12 protein-coding genes and 1 riboswitch are annotated in these 15,199 nt (G+C 54.0%); of the genes, 2 read left to right on the top strand and 10 right to left on the bottom strand.

Translation table 11 applies throughout. The features are described from left to right. The 3 genes from VLH40_07875 to VLH40_07865 form a co-directional block, all read right to left on the bottom strand. A partial coding sequence (locus tag VLH40_07875; protein ID HSV31920.1) for a hypothetical protein occupies window positions 1-664 on the bottom strand: 664 nt, incomplete at its 3' end. After that, a complete protein-coding gene (locus VLH40_07870; protein HSV31919.1) occupies window positions 637-3,801 on the bottom strand; it encodes an SMC family ATPase in 3,165 nt (1,054 codons plus the stop codon). The genes VLH40_07870 and VLH40_07875, both read right to left, overlap by 28 nt. Next, the gene (locus VLH40_07865) at window positions 3,788-4,960 is read right to left on the bottom strand and encodes an exonuclease SbcCD subunit D (protein HSV31918.1); all 1,173 of its coding nucleotides are present in this window, start codon (window positions 4,958-4,960) and stop codon (window positions 3,788-3,790) included. The genes VLH40_07870 and VLH40_07865 overlap by 14 nt, the downstream gene beginning before the upstream one ends. Window positions 4,961-5,192: 232 nt before the next feature. On the opposite strand from VLH40_07865, the gene VLH40_07860 reads away from it, so the two are divergent. Beyond that, the gene (locus VLH40_07860; protein ID HSV31917.1) at window positions 5,193-5,687 is read left to right on the top strand and encodes a ferritin-like domain-containing protein; all 495 of its coding nucleotides are present in this window, start codon (window positions 5,193-5,195) and stop codon (window positions 5,685-5,687) included. A gap of 268 nt (window positions 5,688-5,955) precedes the next feature. On the opposite strand, the gene VLH40_07855 is transcribed toward VLH40_07860, so the two are convergent. The 4 genes from VLH40_07855 to VLH40_07840 form a co-directional block, all read right to left on the bottom strand. Further along, on the bottom strand, window positions 5,956-7,011 hold the full coding sequence (locus tag VLH40_07855) for a hypothetical protein (protein HSV31916.1): 1,056 nt from the start codon (window positions 7,009-7,011) through the stop codon (window positions 5,956-5,958). Further along, entirely contained in the window at window positions 7,011-8,234 is a 1,224-nt protein-coding gene (locus VLH40_07850; protein ID HSV31915.1) for a hypothetical protein, read from the bottom strand. Before VLH40_07850 ends, VLH40_07855 begins: the two co-directional genes overlap by 1 nt. Before the next feature lie 707 nt (window positions 8,235-8,941). Beyond that, window positions 8,942-9,613, bottom strand: coding sequence for a C39 family peptidase (locus VLH40_07845; GenBank protein HSV31914.1), 672 nt, complete (start codon window positions 9,611-9,613; stop codon window positions 8,942-8,944). A gap of 71 nt (window positions 9,614-9,684) precedes the next feature. Continuing rightward, window positions 9,685-9,771: riboswitch (cyclic di-GMP riboswitch) on the bottom strand. Between the two features lie 220 nt (window positions 9,772-9,991). Beyond that, entirely contained in the window at window positions 9,992-10,366 is a 375-nt protein-coding gene (locus VLH40_07840) for a response regulator transcription factor (protein ID HSV31913.1), read from the bottom strand. 246 nt (window positions 10,367-10,612) lie between these two features. On the opposite strand from VLH40_07840, the gene VLH40_07835 reads away from it, so the two are divergent. Continuing rightward, window positions 10,613-12,370 (top strand): phosphodiester glycosidase family protein, encoded by a 1,758-nt coding sequence (locus tag VLH40_07835; GenBank protein HSV31912.1) that lies wholly within the window; start codon window positions 10,613-10,615, stop codon window positions 12,368-12,370. 129 nt (window positions 12,371-12,499) lie between these two features. Here VLH40_07835 and VLH40_07830 read toward each other — a convergent pair whose 3' ends face one another. The 3 genes from VLH40_07830 to VLH40_07820 all read right to left on the bottom strand — a co-directional run. Next, window positions 12,500-13,459 (bottom strand): ABC transporter permease, encoded by a 960-nt coding sequence (locus tag VLH40_07830; protein ID HSV31911.1) that lies wholly within the window; start codon window positions 13,457-13,459, stop codon window positions 12,500-12,502. Between the two features lie 10 nt (window positions 13,460-13,469). Further along, a complete protein-coding gene (locus tag VLH40_07825; GenBank protein HSV31910.1) occupies window positions 13,470-14,981 on the bottom strand; it encodes a sugar ABC transporter ATP-binding protein in 1,512 nt (503 codons plus the stop codon). Between the two features lie 31 nt (window positions 14,982-15,012). Then, window positions 15,013-15,199: hypothetical protein (locus VLH40_07820; protein HSV31909.1), on the bottom strand; the 187-nt coding region annotated here is incomplete at its 5' end.

Here is a 15,199-nt window from a genome sequence, read left to right as displayed (position 1 = left end):
TGCGCTTCACCAAACCACACGGCCCGACCATGGATCGAAAAGGCGGATCGCCCCGGTGTACGGTACCGTCCATGATCACCGGAATCCCGCCGTCGATCAACGAGCGGACCTCCTCGGCCTCCAGCGTGCGCATGACGTTACACACGGCCTGATAGGCCGCTTCACCCGAAGACGAAACCGCTGTCGTTTTTCCTGAACCGGCCAAGGAGAAAATAAGTCTTTCTCCGAAACAGATGTCGGAACCAGCCTCCGCCAATCGATCCACCACTGACTTGTCCGCGGCCACGATGCGGCGCAAACGGGGAGGGCGGCGCTGGGAGAAACCCATGGACAGCCCTCCTTCCCGACACCACCGGACATGCCCGGCCGCGGTTTCGGCGAGGAGGAGCACCTCCTTCCCGACCAAGAGCCGGGCGAGCACCCGCATTCGTCCGTCGATCAGGCACACCTCGTCCGGATCCGCCGGCCGGGTTCGGGCCCGCCAGGCAGGTAGGGCCTCGAGGCTTCTCAATTCCCGGTAATCCTCCCCGCCCAGGATTTCCTCTCCCTCCTCGACCGAGTCGTGGAAAAACCCCGTTTCGTCACCGACCCAGTGATCGAGTTGCGCGGATGAACGGCGAAGGTAGGCGAGTAAGCTCATCCGATCTCCCGGTTTTCCTTCCATTCCATATTTCCTCCTCCTACCTCCAGGTGGACGGGAAAGAGAGCGGCAAAGAGGGGATCATGGGTCACCACGCCGACCATTTTGCCATCACGGCCCAGGCGCAGGATCGCGTCAGCCACCAGGCTCAGATGATCCCGGTCCAGGGGGGAAAATCCTTCATCGATAAACAGGCACGCTACCTCACCCCGGCCTGATTCCCGCATCCGGATTCGGGACAGGGCCAGGGAAAAAGACAGGGCAATGAGAGTCTTTTCACCACCGGAACACTCGGCCGGGAGACGAAGCTGTCCACCCAACCGCTCGTCGAGAACCATAATGTCTGTTTCACCACCGGACATCTGCACTTTGAGGCGGTAGCGGCCCTCGGACAGGTCCCACAAAAAGGCCGAGGACTCTTTCTCCAGTTCCTTGAGGAGGATACCCAGGAGATAATTCTTGAATCCCCGGACCTCCAGGGCTTCTTTCAAACGGCGGTGGGTTTCCCGCTCCTCCATGACCTCTCCGATCATCCTTTCCAGGGTATCCCGTTCCGCCTGCCTCGTGCGCAGGGTTTCGATTTCTTGGCTCAGGATCCCGCTTTGTTCCCGGACATCGCCGGCCTCCCGGCGCAGTCGGGCGAGTCCGCTTTCTTCCCCGGACAAAGTACCTTCCAGAGTCTCGAGCGGAACGTTCCAGCGGACGGTTCCTTCCCGGAGGACCCCCTCTCCTTCCCGGATCAAACTTTCCAGATGTTCGATCTCCCCGGTCAACTTGATGACCCGGTCCTGCCAGCCTTCCACGACCCGATCTTTCAAATCGAGAAATTTGGCCAGGTCCCAACCGTAAACCGCCAGGTCCTTCAGGAATGCCTGGTGTTTTTCCTTTTCTTCGCTCTGCAATCGGGCCACTCGGACTTCCAGGTCCCCTATCTCTTCTTCCAGTTCCCGCCGGCGAGCCTCCAAGCCGGAGTGACGTTCCCGCAGGCGGGCCAGTTCAGAGCCGATCCGGGTATACTCCTGCCGTTTCTCATCATGGGCTTTCCGGCAACGTTCCCAGTAGTCATGAAAGGCGGTGGCTGAGTCCGGATACTGCTCCCGGGAAAGCTTCATGCCCGCCAGGACCTCGCCCAGTTCCCGCTGCTTGGACCGCTCCATTCCGGCAAGCGTTTCGTTCTCCCGGTTATACCCTTCACGGCGGCGCCTGATTTCTTGTTCCCGTTCCTGAAATCCCCGGAGTTTTTCTTCCCGGGCCGCCAGATCTTTTTCCAGGCGGTGTAATTCCTCCCGCTTTCGATCCAGTCCTTCTCGCTCACGGTTCAAGCGCTCCGTCATCCCGGCCCACCGCAGGGGCTCATCTACGAGCAAACAGCGGAAGATCGCTTCGAGCTTTTCCGCCGTCTCCCGCCGCTTCCGCCCGAGGGATTCCCGGTGATCGTGGATAACCTGCACCTGATGGGACAGGTCCCGGATCCGCTCCCTTGCATTCCCTATTTGCGATTCGAAACCGGCGCATTCGGTTTCCAACCCGGTCAATCGCTCCTGAAAGGCACGGTATTGATTTTCCTGGTGTAGGATTTCGATCGGTTCCTGTCCGTTGCTGGTCAAAGGCGGTGGGATCTGACTTCGGCAAAGTGGACAAACCCCCGTTTCCATCCATTTCTCATTGAGTTCCTGAATAGCGAACCGACAAACCGCCTCCCGGTGTACCGCTTCCACCTGCGCTTTTTCCAGACGCAGAGCGTCCCGCTGTCCGGCCAACTCCCGGAGCTGCCCGCGTAGCGCCTGTTCAGTCTTGGTCAAGGCCTCCAGTTCCTCTCCCCGAACCCGTTCTTCGTTGTGGATGTGCCGGCATTCGTTCTCCAGATCGTTCAATTGGGCCTGCAAAGGTTCTCCTTGCTCGATGATCCGCACCAAAAGAGCCAGGTTCCGCTCCGCCTCGCCCACCTTCGCCCCTTGGATAACGAGATGGCCGAGAACCGTTTCTCGTCCTGCGCTTTCCCGTTCTACCAATCTGGTAAGGTTTTTCTCTTCCTCCTTGAGCCGGGTGAACTCCTGAGCGCACATCGTTAACCGCTCCGCCAGACGATCAATCTCTCCGGCCAGCGGCCGTCCTTCCCGCTCGAGGCGGTCCCGGTAACCGGTCAACCGCTCTAGGTGCTCCCGCAACTCGTTGTCTTTCCGATCCCCTTCCTCGATAGCCTTCGTGCTTTCTTCGAGTTGTTTGTGAACCGAACTCTGTTTCCTCTTCCGCTCGGTGAGTTCAGTACCGCTAAGGTGAAGCGCCTCAAAGACCTTTTGCCAGCGGGGGTAAGAACCAGCAGCAACCGTAAGCGCCGAGGTGATCATCCGGTCGAGTTCCGCTTTTTCTTCGGCTTCCCGGCGATTCCGGGACAATTCGGTGATTCTCACCCGCGCCTGTCGCAGACTGAGGAGAGTATCCCGTAGAACGGTCAGTGCCCGGACTTTTTCTTCGGCCAAGCGGGTCGCCTGCTCCAGTTCACCCGAACGTTGTCTGAGTCGGGCGAGTTCAGCCTGCCGCCGTTTTAGTGTTTCGGCGAGGTTGTCCCGATCCAGGGTCTCCCGGCGTTCCAGGGCCGGTCTGAGCGTACCTTCCAACCGTTCCAGGCGTTCTTTGGCTTTCTCCCGGACCCGGTCCAGGGAGTCCAGTCCAAAGAGCGTACTGAGAATCCGAAAACGGCGGGCCGGAGTCGCCTCGACAAAAGCGAGGGTTTCACCCTGGGGAAGAAAAACCGACGAACGGAAGGTCTCGCTGTCCAACCCACTCAGGCGGGCGATTTCCGAGTTGACGGACTGTTCGCCCGAACAGACCGGATCCCAGGCATCATCGCCGCGGTACTCCAGGGCGGCGGTGCTGCCCCGCTTCAGAGAGTATTCCCGGGTGACCCGGTAGCGGTCTATAGCCAGATCGAACTCCAGTTCCACCCGGAAGGCTTCATCGGGATAAGCCCGGTGTAGAAGTTCCCTTTTGCTGCGCTCGGTCCGGATCCCCTTCCCGAAGAGGGCATAATAGAGTGCTTCAAATAAAGAGGATTTTCCGGCACCGTTTGGCCCGACCACGACAAACAATTGGGAAAGAAAGTCGAGAGTCGCCTCCTCGATCCCTAAAAACCGCCGGATCATCAACCTAACCGGACGCACGATCGACCTCCTCTTCCAGCACCTCCCGGTAATAGCGGCAGAACAGGTCGTTGACCCGACCATCCAGGCGGTTTTCCCGGCAAAACCTTTCAAAGAGGACCGGAATTGTATCCATACTGACTTCGCTGACCCCCTCTTCCTCGTCCGGTGAGGCTTCCCGGCACCGTTCCGGTTCAGTGACCACCACCCGCCAGTTATCACTCCGCATCCCTTTGATTTGGAGTACGGTTTCCGGAGACAAAGCGGCAGGGTCATACCGCACTCGGACATAGGTCCGCTCGCTTTCCGCCCGGCTCCCGATCCGTGAACGGAGAATCTCTAAATTGTCTCCCCGCTCCAGACGTTCGGTCAGGAGCTGGCTGGTCTGGAAAAATACCGGCCGTACGAGCGGGTGCTGTCCCTCGTGGAAATCGACACGGAGAAAACCGGCTTGCCCGGATTCGTTACCGAAATTGTCCCGGACCAGGGAAGAGGAGTAATAAAGAGGAAACGACAGCCGCTGGTAGGGTATATGGGCATGCAGATGTCCAAAGGCACCGTAATGAAATCCGGAGGGTATATCTCCTGGCTTGAGAAAAACTTCCCGGGTCGCATTGACCTCGGCGTACCCGGCCAGGTCTTCCATGGTCAGGTGGGCGGTGAGGATATTCCAGGTCTCACTTCCCAACCGTTTCCTCCACCCGGCAAAAAGAGCGGCCAACTTTTCGCGGGCTAGATCCTGGATATCCTTACCCGGAGTCATCCCCAGGAAACGGGCCAAACTGAGGTAGGGAAGCGGATAAACCACCGCCGAAATAGCCGGCAGAGGCACCGGTTCGAAATGTTTGACGATAAAAACGTTGTCGGGAAAGACCTCCTTGAGCGCCTCCACCGCATACCAGTCATGGTTGCCCATCACCCAGACGAAGGGGGCGATATCTTTCATCCCGAGAATGGTCTCCACCGCCAGGGCGATGGCTTCACGGGGAGGCTGATGGTACTGATGGAAGAGATCACCGGCGTGGACGATTAAGTCCACCTGTTCCTGCTGGGCGACCTCGCTCATGATCCGGAGGCATTCTCTCTGCTCCTTGATGCGTTCCACCCCGCCCAAAGCTTTCCACGAGACCAGCCCCAGGTGCCAGTCGGCGGTATGGAGAAGACGGAGACTCTGTGCCATGGCGTGACAGTCCTTTTCCCTTTTTCCCGGTCTGCGGATCTTCTGACCGGTTTCCCGAAATCCACAGGTATTGTATCACACCGCTTTGCTGCACAAACTCTATTCCTCCGGAGGGCAGTTCCAACGTCCAACCGTCCTATTGCCCAAAACTGAAAATCTCTTTATAATATTTATAATATAAAACAAGAACCAGAAGGAGAAAAATTATTGTTTACAGAGGAGGTTTGGTGACATGGGAAAAAAAGCGAGAGAACTGGCTGGTCCGAACGTGGACAAACTGATCGATCTTTTGAACAAGGCATTCTGTGACGAATGGGCGGCCTTCTATTACTATGGCTTGGCCGCCAAGCTCGCCGAAGGGCTCAACTCGCCACCCCTGGCCGGAACATTGGAGAAAATCGGTAAAGAAGAACTCGAACACGCCAATGAGTTGGCCGACCGGATCATCGAACTGGGTGGCCAGCCGGTCCGGGAATTCGCCGACCTGCCCAAAATCGCCAATTACCCCAAGGTCAACCTCCCTGTCGATTTCGGGGATCTGCGGGGTATTCTCCAGGCGGTGATTGAGGCCGAACGCGGAGCAATCGACGTGTATAACTCGATTCTCCAGGATTTACAAAATATCTGTAAGGATCCGGTCACCTTCCATGTCATCCGGCACATAATGGGCGAAGAGATCGCCCACGAGGACGAATTCGAAACCATCCTCGGTTCCTGTCCTGAGTAACGCAGGGGCGGCCGGGGCGCAAGGCTCCGGCCGCCATCGGACTGACGTTCCCGATATGCCGCACCGGAGCCGGCAGGCTCAGTTGATGATATGGGAAAAGCAGGGGAACCTTGCTCCAGACCGGTGAGGACCGGAGCTATTCGCATGATTCAGGCTCCAGCTCCGTGACCCTCGCAGTTCTGCCGGCCCAGATCATGACCCATATCTACTCTCCCTAATCCAAGAAAAGAAGTCCGGATTCGAAGAAAACCAAGGCGGCTTACCACACTCAGAACACAAATCCACCGGTCAGGTATTTACCCTGGACTTCGACCGTGACCACCTGTTTTTCCTGGGGTTCGAGGGTTAGTCGGAAGGCGATCCGCCCAGCTTCCTGGCGTATAAGAGGATGCGAGGAACCAACCAGCTCATACCCCAGACGCAGGGTATCGTAAACCTCGATGATCCGGGTTTCCGTGCCCCGGTTACTGATCGTGTAGAGCTTAGTTTCCTCGGTATCGTAGAGTACCTCCCGACCCTTTTTTGAAAATACTTGGTTGTGCTTTTCCCGGTGAACGATCGTCTCCTCCACCACCAGGTCAGTCCCCGCACCCACCATGAGCTCCGTCTCCGGGCTATCGGCCGCATAAGTTCCCTCACCCAGAAAGACCATTCCAGCGGCGGATTCCTCAAAACACTCCATTTTCCCGGGATATACCAAATTCTCGGGTAATTGTATTCTCCAGAAGAAACGGACATCGGAATCGCCAAACCGGTGTCGGTCATACACCGCATACCGCTCGGCTAAAACCGGGGAAAAGTCCTGGAGATTGACCCGCTTGGTCTGGAACGGAGCGAGATCCAGATCTATCTCCATCCCTCCCAATACGAAGCGTTCCGCTACCCAGGAGCGTGACGAAAGGTTCCTGATTTCCGCAAAGAGTGTCCCCTGGGGAACCGGGAGATTCTTTTCCCAGTCGAACTGGTACAGGAAGGAAAGCGTAACCTCAGTTAGGGGATAGATTAGGACCAGCTGTCCAGTCCCCCTTTCTTCGGCAAGCAGGGTAATCGTATCGTCCGAGTTGTCCAGAGGAGACAAAACAGTCAAAAGACCGGCCCCCTTTACGCTGACATACACGTCCTCCAGGCTGACACCTGCTGGCCTTTCCCAGCGCAGGTCGTTTCGCCCCGGCGTGAGATTCACCGGCCATATTTCCCGAACGAAGAGACCCTGTTCATTACCAAACACCACAACCTCCGAAGGGGTTTTTTCCATAACCAGTTCTTGGGCCATTACCCCGCCAGCCAACAGGATAACCAACAAGAAAGCCAGGACGGTTTTCATTACAGCACCTCCCGGAACTCATAGATCAGGACAATCTTTGTTTTCTCGTCCGGATCCAGGTTCACCAATCGGATGGCCTGTCCGTTTTCCCGTCTCCAGCCTTCCCCATCGCTGATCCGGCCATCGTGGGGAAGGAGTTCGTTGAGTTCCAGACTGACCGTTTTCTCCCCCCGATTCGTGAGGAGAAAAGTGATTTCCCGTTCGGCGAGAAAACCGATCACCTCCCGGTCCTCATTCCACTCTACCTTAAGCCGCCGGTAACGGGTCATCGTCCTTTCCACCGAAACGAGTCGACTAGGACCCAAGGACAATTCGACCTCTTCCTGCATACGGACCAGGGGAAGAACGATTTGGCCCAGAGGTTCCCTATCCCCGACAAACAAGCGGAGTGTTCCCCCGGCCAGAGGGGTTTCCTCGTTCTGAATGGAAAGGATCCGCTGGGTCACTCCATCCTGGTAACGGTATAATTCGGTATAGGGCAGTTTCCGCGTGCCTGGAAAAACCGCCAAGTGGGAGCGGGAAGGAAAATCAACCCGATAGGGAAGCCGGAAAACCTGGTACTCCGAGACCTGCTCCACCACCGGCGGGGCGACACGCTTCATGTCCAGGGGGGCGGCCACCGCCTCCCCCATCGGCTCTGCGAGGAAATCCGCTTCCTTGAACAAGGCGTAGGTCTCATCGACCTCGAAGGCAGGGCTCCCCAAAAGCCAGCTCAAATTGACGTTCTGCCACTGGCGGATATTGGTATTGGAAAGATAGACCGTCGGGTGCAGCCAGAGGATCTCCTCCTTTTCATCGAGTATACCGGTGTACCCTTCCCGCCAGTCAAATCCGCTTTCAAAAAAAGAAAGCATCACCGGGTACCGGCCTTTCCCGGCGGCGGCCAGGGTAATCCGAAATCCGTTTTCAAAGGTGTCAAGCGTCCGGAGGCGCACTTCCTCGGCGAGGGGTTTAAAGAAAAACCGGCTCCTTATAAGGTCTCCGCCGGAAAATACAAAACGATTGTCGCCTTCGTCCAGAAATAACGACATCCGCTCCACCACCCAGCCCCGGTCGACTCCCTGGTATACCGTCAGCCAGACTTCTTCCGGATCAAGGGCTTGAGACAGCAAGGCCGCGGCCGGGGAGATTGACCAGACAAGGCTCACTACCCCGATACAGAACCACCAGATAACCCGTTTCATCATCCTTCTTCCTTTCAAGGGCCCTTTGTAAAAACTCATTCCTCTACTTATCTCCCTGGGCCATTCTTTTATAGTTTGAAACTACCGACGATAATTTGCAAGGCCCTGCTCACTTCACCATCCCTGGGCTCCGGGAACATCTTCACCATAAGATATTCCCGCATATATTCCTATAGCCTCTTGATCAAGAGCGCCGGTCAAGACCCCCTCCTCTTTTTTGAATCAGCTTATTTTACCGGTGAGTGAACCGGAGACTTTACCCGATGGACAGGGTGAGCGACTCCGTTTAATGGATTGTCCCAGTGAGGAGTAGACGATAGACCAAGACGTAGGCGGGCGGGTTGGTTTCACTGGAATCACAGATAGAACAGTTGGCAGGGATGTCGGCTCGGCCGGTAATGGTGGAGATTCCGGGAGATCCATTACCGAAAGGGATTTTTGAACATAGATTTGATTTTGTTGCAAAAACTCATTTCAGCGAGGCCCCGTTGCCATCAGCAACGCCTCATCTGGCATTTTCTGGCACGCATCAATGACCACGTCCGGTTGTAGTGCTGCTGAAAAGGCCATCCTTGGCCTTTTTACTTCGAAAATGCGGTGATTTCGGCGGCTGATTTATGCAAATTGGGCCCCGGCTTCCTTCGTTCTTTTGCAGCAAAATTACTTATTGCAGTAGAATCAGATTTCCCAGCCCAAAAAAAAAGGGAGACCCACAGGCCTCCCGTTCTGGTTGCGGGGTAATATCTTCAGCGCAGAGTCAGGTACCAATTTCCCTGGGCCCGCCAAGCGGAGAGAAATCGGCTGATGGAGTAAGTATTGTTCGCTCCATTCACCTTACCCGGATCGTTCACGGTAACATGAGTTTCATTGAGCCCGGTGACAACCATGGCGTGTTTGGCTCCACCGGTAGGGTTCATATCTGAGTAGACGGCCACCAGGACCGGGTTCCCCGCAGTCAGGATGTTGCGCAGAAGATCGAGGTTGCCCATTCCCACCCGAGCTTCCACCCCTTCACTGACCAACCAGCCCCGGATCATGAACACGTTGGTGAAGTCGCCGTTTCCGTTGTTTAAGGAAGTACCATGGTTGACATTCAACCAATGGTTGGCTCGTATGATGTCACTGGAAGTAGGTATTTCTCCATAGTAGTAGGCCCGGAGCATGGCCGCCGAAGCCGGACCACAATTACGGGTTCCCGCCCAACTGCCGGGAGGAACCTGGGAAAGGAAGGGAACGGCGAGCTGGACGTTGGTATCGGAACGTTCCAGGAAGCGAATGTCCGGTTGGGTCGGGGTCGTGGAGGGGGTCAGACCGAAGCCGGCTCCCGCATAGTCGAAACCAGTGGTCGAACACCCTGAAAGGACTCCGGCCAGAAGAAAGCCGGTGAGGACAAGAAGGCTCAGCGTGGTGTGTCTCATGAAACATCCCCCTTCAGGGCATTCTCCAAAAGGGGGGAAAAAAGACGCTGGTTTTACAAGTCCTTCTGGGACTTGGCAGCCCGACTGCCCTGGCGTGTACTCGCTTTAGGCTCGGAGCTTTGCGCCCTCTACTTTCGGAGAGTTTGCCCGTTCATTCCCTGAGAAAGCGGCTTATCCACTTTCCGTATTCTATCTGCTATCAATCGGCAGAAAGATGAGAATCTTTAGAGGAAGGAAGGTATTTATTGAAAATATTTTTTCCCAACCTCCTCTCTCTGCCCCGCCGTGTATGAGAGAGCAATGAACAGTTGCATTTCACCGATCACCGTTCACTGATCGCCGATACCATTGTACTATCGCTCTACCCTTCTTTCTAGATCACATGCCTCTCGTATGGCCTTGTAAGGCTGGTCGAGACCTTTTCCTTTGATCAGGTAGGCAAAGGTTTCCCCGGCGGAGGGCTTGGTTTCGGTATTCTTCGTGTATACTGAGCATAATGACCGGAATGCTGATTTTTTCACGAATCGAGGACAGAACAGAAATGCCATCCTGATCAGGAAGCATCATATCCAGAAGCACCACATCGGGTGACCACGCTTCGATCATTTTTAACCCCTCCCGCCCCTGGGTGGCGGTTCCCACCACTTTCATCTCTTTTTTTAAATTGAGAATAAAAGTAAGACTTTCCAGGAAAAATCGATTATCGTCTATCAGAAATACTTTTATCATCTTATCACGGACACGGGTTTCCATGGCGCAACATCCTTTTCAGGGAAATTTTCCACTTATTGTACCGGCCTATCTACAACTTGCCTATGGGAAGATCCTCCTATTTAAGAGTATTGGAGGCCTATATTCAGATTGTTTTTCACCAATTTTTCTGATACCGTGTGAAACGAAAAACCAGAATTCGAATATCGAGTAAAAGAGAGAAAAAGGGATAGTGATCCCCCATAATCCCGGGTTGTCCCGACCAAGCTACCCGAGAAAGGAAGAAATATGAGCAATAGATCAAGTATTTATCATCGATTGAACCTGTACGTGCTTATTCTGTGCCTGATTTTCACCTTCAATCTGCCAGCATTGGCCCAAAGTTCGGCAGTAACCTGGGGAGAGTTGGCTTCTTCGATTCAACGCATCTTTGGAACGTCTGCTCCGATTGAAGACCTGTACGCCCGTCGCAACCAGTCGGTCTCCCGGTTGGAGGCCGCCCGGACCATCCTTCGCGCTATGCACTATCATAACCTGTATTCATATGTGGACATCAGTGCTCTTCCTTTTCCGGATACCCAACGATTGAACCAGGAGCAAAAACAGGTTGTGGCTTTGGCCACAACCATCAACCCGCCGCTCATGACCGGTGACATGATCGGTAATTTCCGGCCGGCCGAGACCCTCAGCCATCGCGAGTTTGCCTTCCTGGAGGATCGCCTGAAGATCTATGCCCGGGGGGAGGTGTTCTGGGAAACGCGCCGCCCAATCGACCCAGGGATAGAACTGGTAATCCGCAAACGGGGAATGGAGGGAGGGGTTCCTCCGCAGGCTACCCCGGTACCCGGCCAAGGGGTTATCCTCCAGGCCGGCGCCTTCGCCGACCGGGAACGGGCGGAAAGGGTGGCTCAATGGCTGCGGGAACTGGGTTACACTCCCGAGGTGGTGGCGGAGGGTGGTTTGTTCAAAGTCCGGGTTGGACCCTACCCCTCCACTGAAGTACCCTCCGTTCAGGAGCGTTTATCCAGACAAGGCTTTCCGTCAGTGATCGCTTCCCGGATCAATGCAGTTCCAATCACTCCGAGTGCCAGACCGGTTTTTACCCTGGCGCTTTTGGTCGATCCTGAACAGTCGCCCTATCGAGCCGAAGTAGCCTTGGCCCGGGACACGATCGTGGAACGGGAATACACCAGCGAACTCCTCAGGCGCAAGGGTGGCCTGTTTGCGATCAACGCTGGTTTTTTCACCCCCGACGGAACGCCGATCGGATTGCTTATGATTAACCGGCGCATCCTGAGTGAACCTTTTGTCGGCTGGTTTGTCTGCGGAATCACCCCGGACAATGAACTGATTTTCGGCGAGGTGAAAATGGACGCAGAAGTTATTCTTCCCAACGGAGAAAGTTACCCGATCACTGGAATCAACCGGCGGAATCGGAATGAAGAACTGATACTGTTTGACAGCACTTTTGGATATAAAACTCCCCGGCAAAACGGATATGAGAGTGTTATCGAAGGGGGACGGGTGATCCGCACCGGGAAGACCACTGGAGAAACCGTCATACCCCGCGGTGGATTCGTCCTACAGGGACAAGGAGCAGCATCTGAATGGATGCGCCGGTCTTTGATTCCAGGGACCGCTCTTCGCCTGAGGATGGTACTTTTCCCCTCCGGCGAAGACCTCGGGAAGTGGAAACAGACAGTACACATGGTCAGCGGTGGACCGTTGCTTTTTCGGGACGGTGTTCCTGGTCCCTTTGGAAACTTCCGGGAAGAAATCGTTAACCAGAGACATCCCCGCACCGTGGTGGGCCTCACCCGCGATGGTCGCCATCTTTACTTGGTAGCCGACGGTAGAAGGCCAGGCCACTCGGCTGGTTTGACCATCCGGGAACTGGTGGAAGAATTGAAGCGCTATGACGTGATCTATGCGTTGAACCTGGACGGAGGCGGTTCCTCCACTTTTGTGCTGAATGGAGAGGTCCTCAATCGTCCGGCCGACCTCACCGGGGAGCGGAAAATTTCTACAGCCATCATCTTGCGTTGAATCTCTTTTACTAAACGCAATAGCAGATCATGCCCTAAGGTCAGAAATAAGCCTGGAAACAAGCGAAGCCATCCACTACTGCTTAATTTCAGAAATCAGCGATATATAGTATAATTCTGGACAGGTTTTTTACTTCACAATTTTCACTTTTGTCTTATCCAAAGTCAATGCAACAGCGACCATGGTGATGATACCGGTAATGATCAACTGGTAGTATACATTGATACCGGCCACATTCATTCCATTTCCCACGAAAACAATAATAAAAGTCCCCAGCAGTGTGTTGAAAATACCTCCCGAACCACCACTTAAAGCCGTTCCGCCAACCACCACGGTCGCGATAACCTGGAGCTGGTAGGGAGCACCGATGGTGGGGTCACCACTCAACATCCTGGAAACCAACACCATAGCCGCCAGAGCAGCCGATAGGCCGGATATCGCAAAACAGAGCGTTTTGGTCCGGGACACCCGGATCCCACTGAGGCCGGTTGCCCGCTCCGAGTTGCCTATTGCGAAGACATATTTCCCAAAGGGAGTGTAATTTTGCACGATCAGGAAGATAACAAAAAGAGAAAACCCGAGGATGTAGGAACCCCTCAAGATTCCATACTGAGCGGTTAAAAAGCTGAGACGGGATAACCTGTCCGGTTGGATACCGATCGGACGGCCACCCGAAACGATCAAAGCCAAGCTCTGGATGACTCCGGCAGCGCCGAATGTCCCGATAAAAGATGGAATTTTTAAACCGGTGAACACAAAGCCATTCAGCAAGCCAAAACCCAAACCGATGAGCATGATCAACGGATAGGCCAGATACCCGATCGAATTAATCATCAAGACAAAAACCACCGTAAATAAAGAGAGCATCGAACCGATAGATAAATCGATACTCCCGATCAGGATTACAAAAGTCAATCCAACCGCCGCCACAAAGTAGGTCGTAGCAAAAGCCAACAACGTTCCAATGTTAAAAGACGACAAAAACGTCGTAGGATTAGTAATACTCAGAATGAGAAACAATGCCAAAGTTCCGCTCATGGCTAACAGCTTCTCTCGATCGATCGGCAATCTACCATTTGCCAAGTTCATCACGTTCCTCCTACACCACGTATTGAATCAGGTCCGATGGGGTGGGTTTAGTGTCGTTCGCATCAATTATGGCTGAAATCTCTCGATCCCGCATGATGATAATCCGGTTGGCAAGCCCTATATCTTCTTCAAAGCTGTCTCCCATGACAATCATAGCCATACCCTGCTGAGCCATCTCCCTCATAAAATGATAAATTTCCCTCTTGGCCCCGACATCAACTCCACGGGTCGGGTGGGACATGATAAGAATTTTCACGTGGGTCAACAACCATTTGGACAGTACCACTTTCTGCTGGTTTCCTCCGCTCAAGCTCAGACAATATGCCCGAGGGGAAGGAGTCTTGATGTTGAGCTTCTGAATCATCTGGTTGGCCAAGCTGAGCTGCTGGTCACGATCGATGAACAAGCCCTTTTTGAGTTCGTGGACGATGGGGAGGGTCATGTTGTCGAATAGCGGCATATTCAGAACCAACCCTTCACTCTTCCGGTCTTCCGGGATATAACCGATACCGTAAGAAAAAGCCTGGGCTGGAGAATGGATGGCCACCTTTTTCCCGTTGACCAGGATTTCGCCCGATTCAAGACCGCCCATTCCATATAGGGCACTGCAGAGAGCCTCCTTACCCGATCCAATCGTACCGCACAGGCTGACGATCTCCCCCTCATTCACCTGGAAAGAGACATCACGAAACGCTCCTCTTCGGGAACAATTCTTCAACTCGAGGACAATCTTATCCGCTGCTTTTCTCTGCTCGTTGATAAGGTAATACTCTCCATGAAATTCCTTACCAACCATTTTCGATCTCAGGAGATCTTCATCCACTTCCTGGTGGCCAAAGCATCCTACGTTGACTCCGTCCTTGAGTACATATACCCGGTCGCAAAGCTCGACGATTTCCTTCAGGCGGTGTGAAATATAGATCAGGGAGATTCTTTTTTTCAATTCCTTCAGCTGGTAGAACAGCAATTCGATGTCTTTTTGTTCGAGAACAGTGGTCGGTTCATCGAGAATGATGATCGGTGTTTCCACTTTCGCCTGTTTCGATAGCCAAATATTTCGGGCGATTTCGATCATCTGGCGCTGCACAAAACTGAGTTCATGAACATACACCTCGGGAGAGAGGGGAATTTCCACTTCGTCAAGAACCTCGCGGGCCATTCGGACCATGGCTTTACGCGATGTAATCCCAAACCGGGCGAATACTTCTTCGTGTCCCAGGAATATATTTTCGTAAATTCGCATGTTCGGCAAGATCGACTGTTCCTGAAAAACCATCCCAATCCCATGCTTCTGGGCATCACGCGGACCTTTAATATTTACTTCCCTTCCTTCAATAACAATTTGCCCCCGGTCCAATGAAAAGACACCACACAAAATTTTCATGAGGGTACTTTTCCCAGCGCCGTTTTCCCCGACCAGCCCCACAATTTCATGGCGAAATACTTCAAAATCAACGTTTTCCAGCGCTTTCACTCCTGGAAAGGACTTGTAAATACTCTGCATCAATAACAACATTGCCATGCTCAGCATTCTCCCATTAATATTCAAACCATTATTTCATGATTTTTATCTTTTTCCGGTCGATGGTCAGCGCCACCGTGGCGATGAGAATCACCCCGATGGTTCCCTGTTGCACATAAGGACTCACCCCCATGAGCACCATCCCGTTGCGTAAAATTGTCAAGATTAGCGCCCCAATGATGGCCTTGGGTATACTGCCGACTCCACCGGTGATCGCA

Source organism: Atribacteraceae bacterium (assembly GCA_035477455.1).
Taxonomy (GTDB): domain Bacteria; phylum Atribacterota; class Atribacteria; order Atribacterales; family Atribacteraceae; genus DATIKP01.
This window is presented reverse-complemented; position numbering and strand designations above follow the sequence as displayed.

Bases quoted from the DNA above. Each gene is read 5' to 3' on its own strand.
- VLH40_07865 (HSV31918.1), bottom strand. From the start codon at position 4,960: ATGGCACAGAGTCTCCGTCTTCTCCATACCGCCGACTGGCACCTGGGG.
- VLH40_07860 (HSV31917.1), top strand. From the start codon at position 5,193: ATGGGAAAAAAAGCGAGAGAACTGGCTGGTCCGAACGTGGACAAACTG.
- VLH40_07855 (HSV31916.1), bottom strand. From the start codon at position 7,011: ATGAAAACCGTCCTGGCTTTCTTGTTGGTTATCCTGTTGGCTGGCGGG.
- VLH40_07850 (HSV31915.1), bottom strand. From the start codon at position 8,234: ATGAGTTTTTACAAAGGGCCCTTGAAAGGAAGAAGGATGATGAAACGG.
- VLH40_07845 (HSV31914.1), bottom strand. From the start codon at position 9,613: ATGAGACACACCACGCTGAGCCTTCTTGTCCTCACCGGCTTTCTTCTG.
- VLH40_07840 (HSV31913.1), bottom strand. From the start codon at position 10,366: ATGGAAACCCGTGTCCGTGATAAGATGATAAAAGTATTTCTGATAGAC.
- VLH40_07835 (HSV31912.1), top strand. From the start codon at position 10,613: ATGAGCAATAGATCAAGTATTTATCATCGATTGAACCTGTACGTGCTT.
- VLH40_07830 (HSV31911.1), bottom strand. From the start codon at position 13,459: ATGAACTTGGCAAATGGTAGATTGCCGATCGATCGAGAGAAGCTGTTA.
- VLH40_07825 (HSV31910.1), bottom strand. From the start codon at position 14,981: ATGGCAATGTTGTTATTGATGCAGAGTATTTACAAGTCCTTTCCAGGA.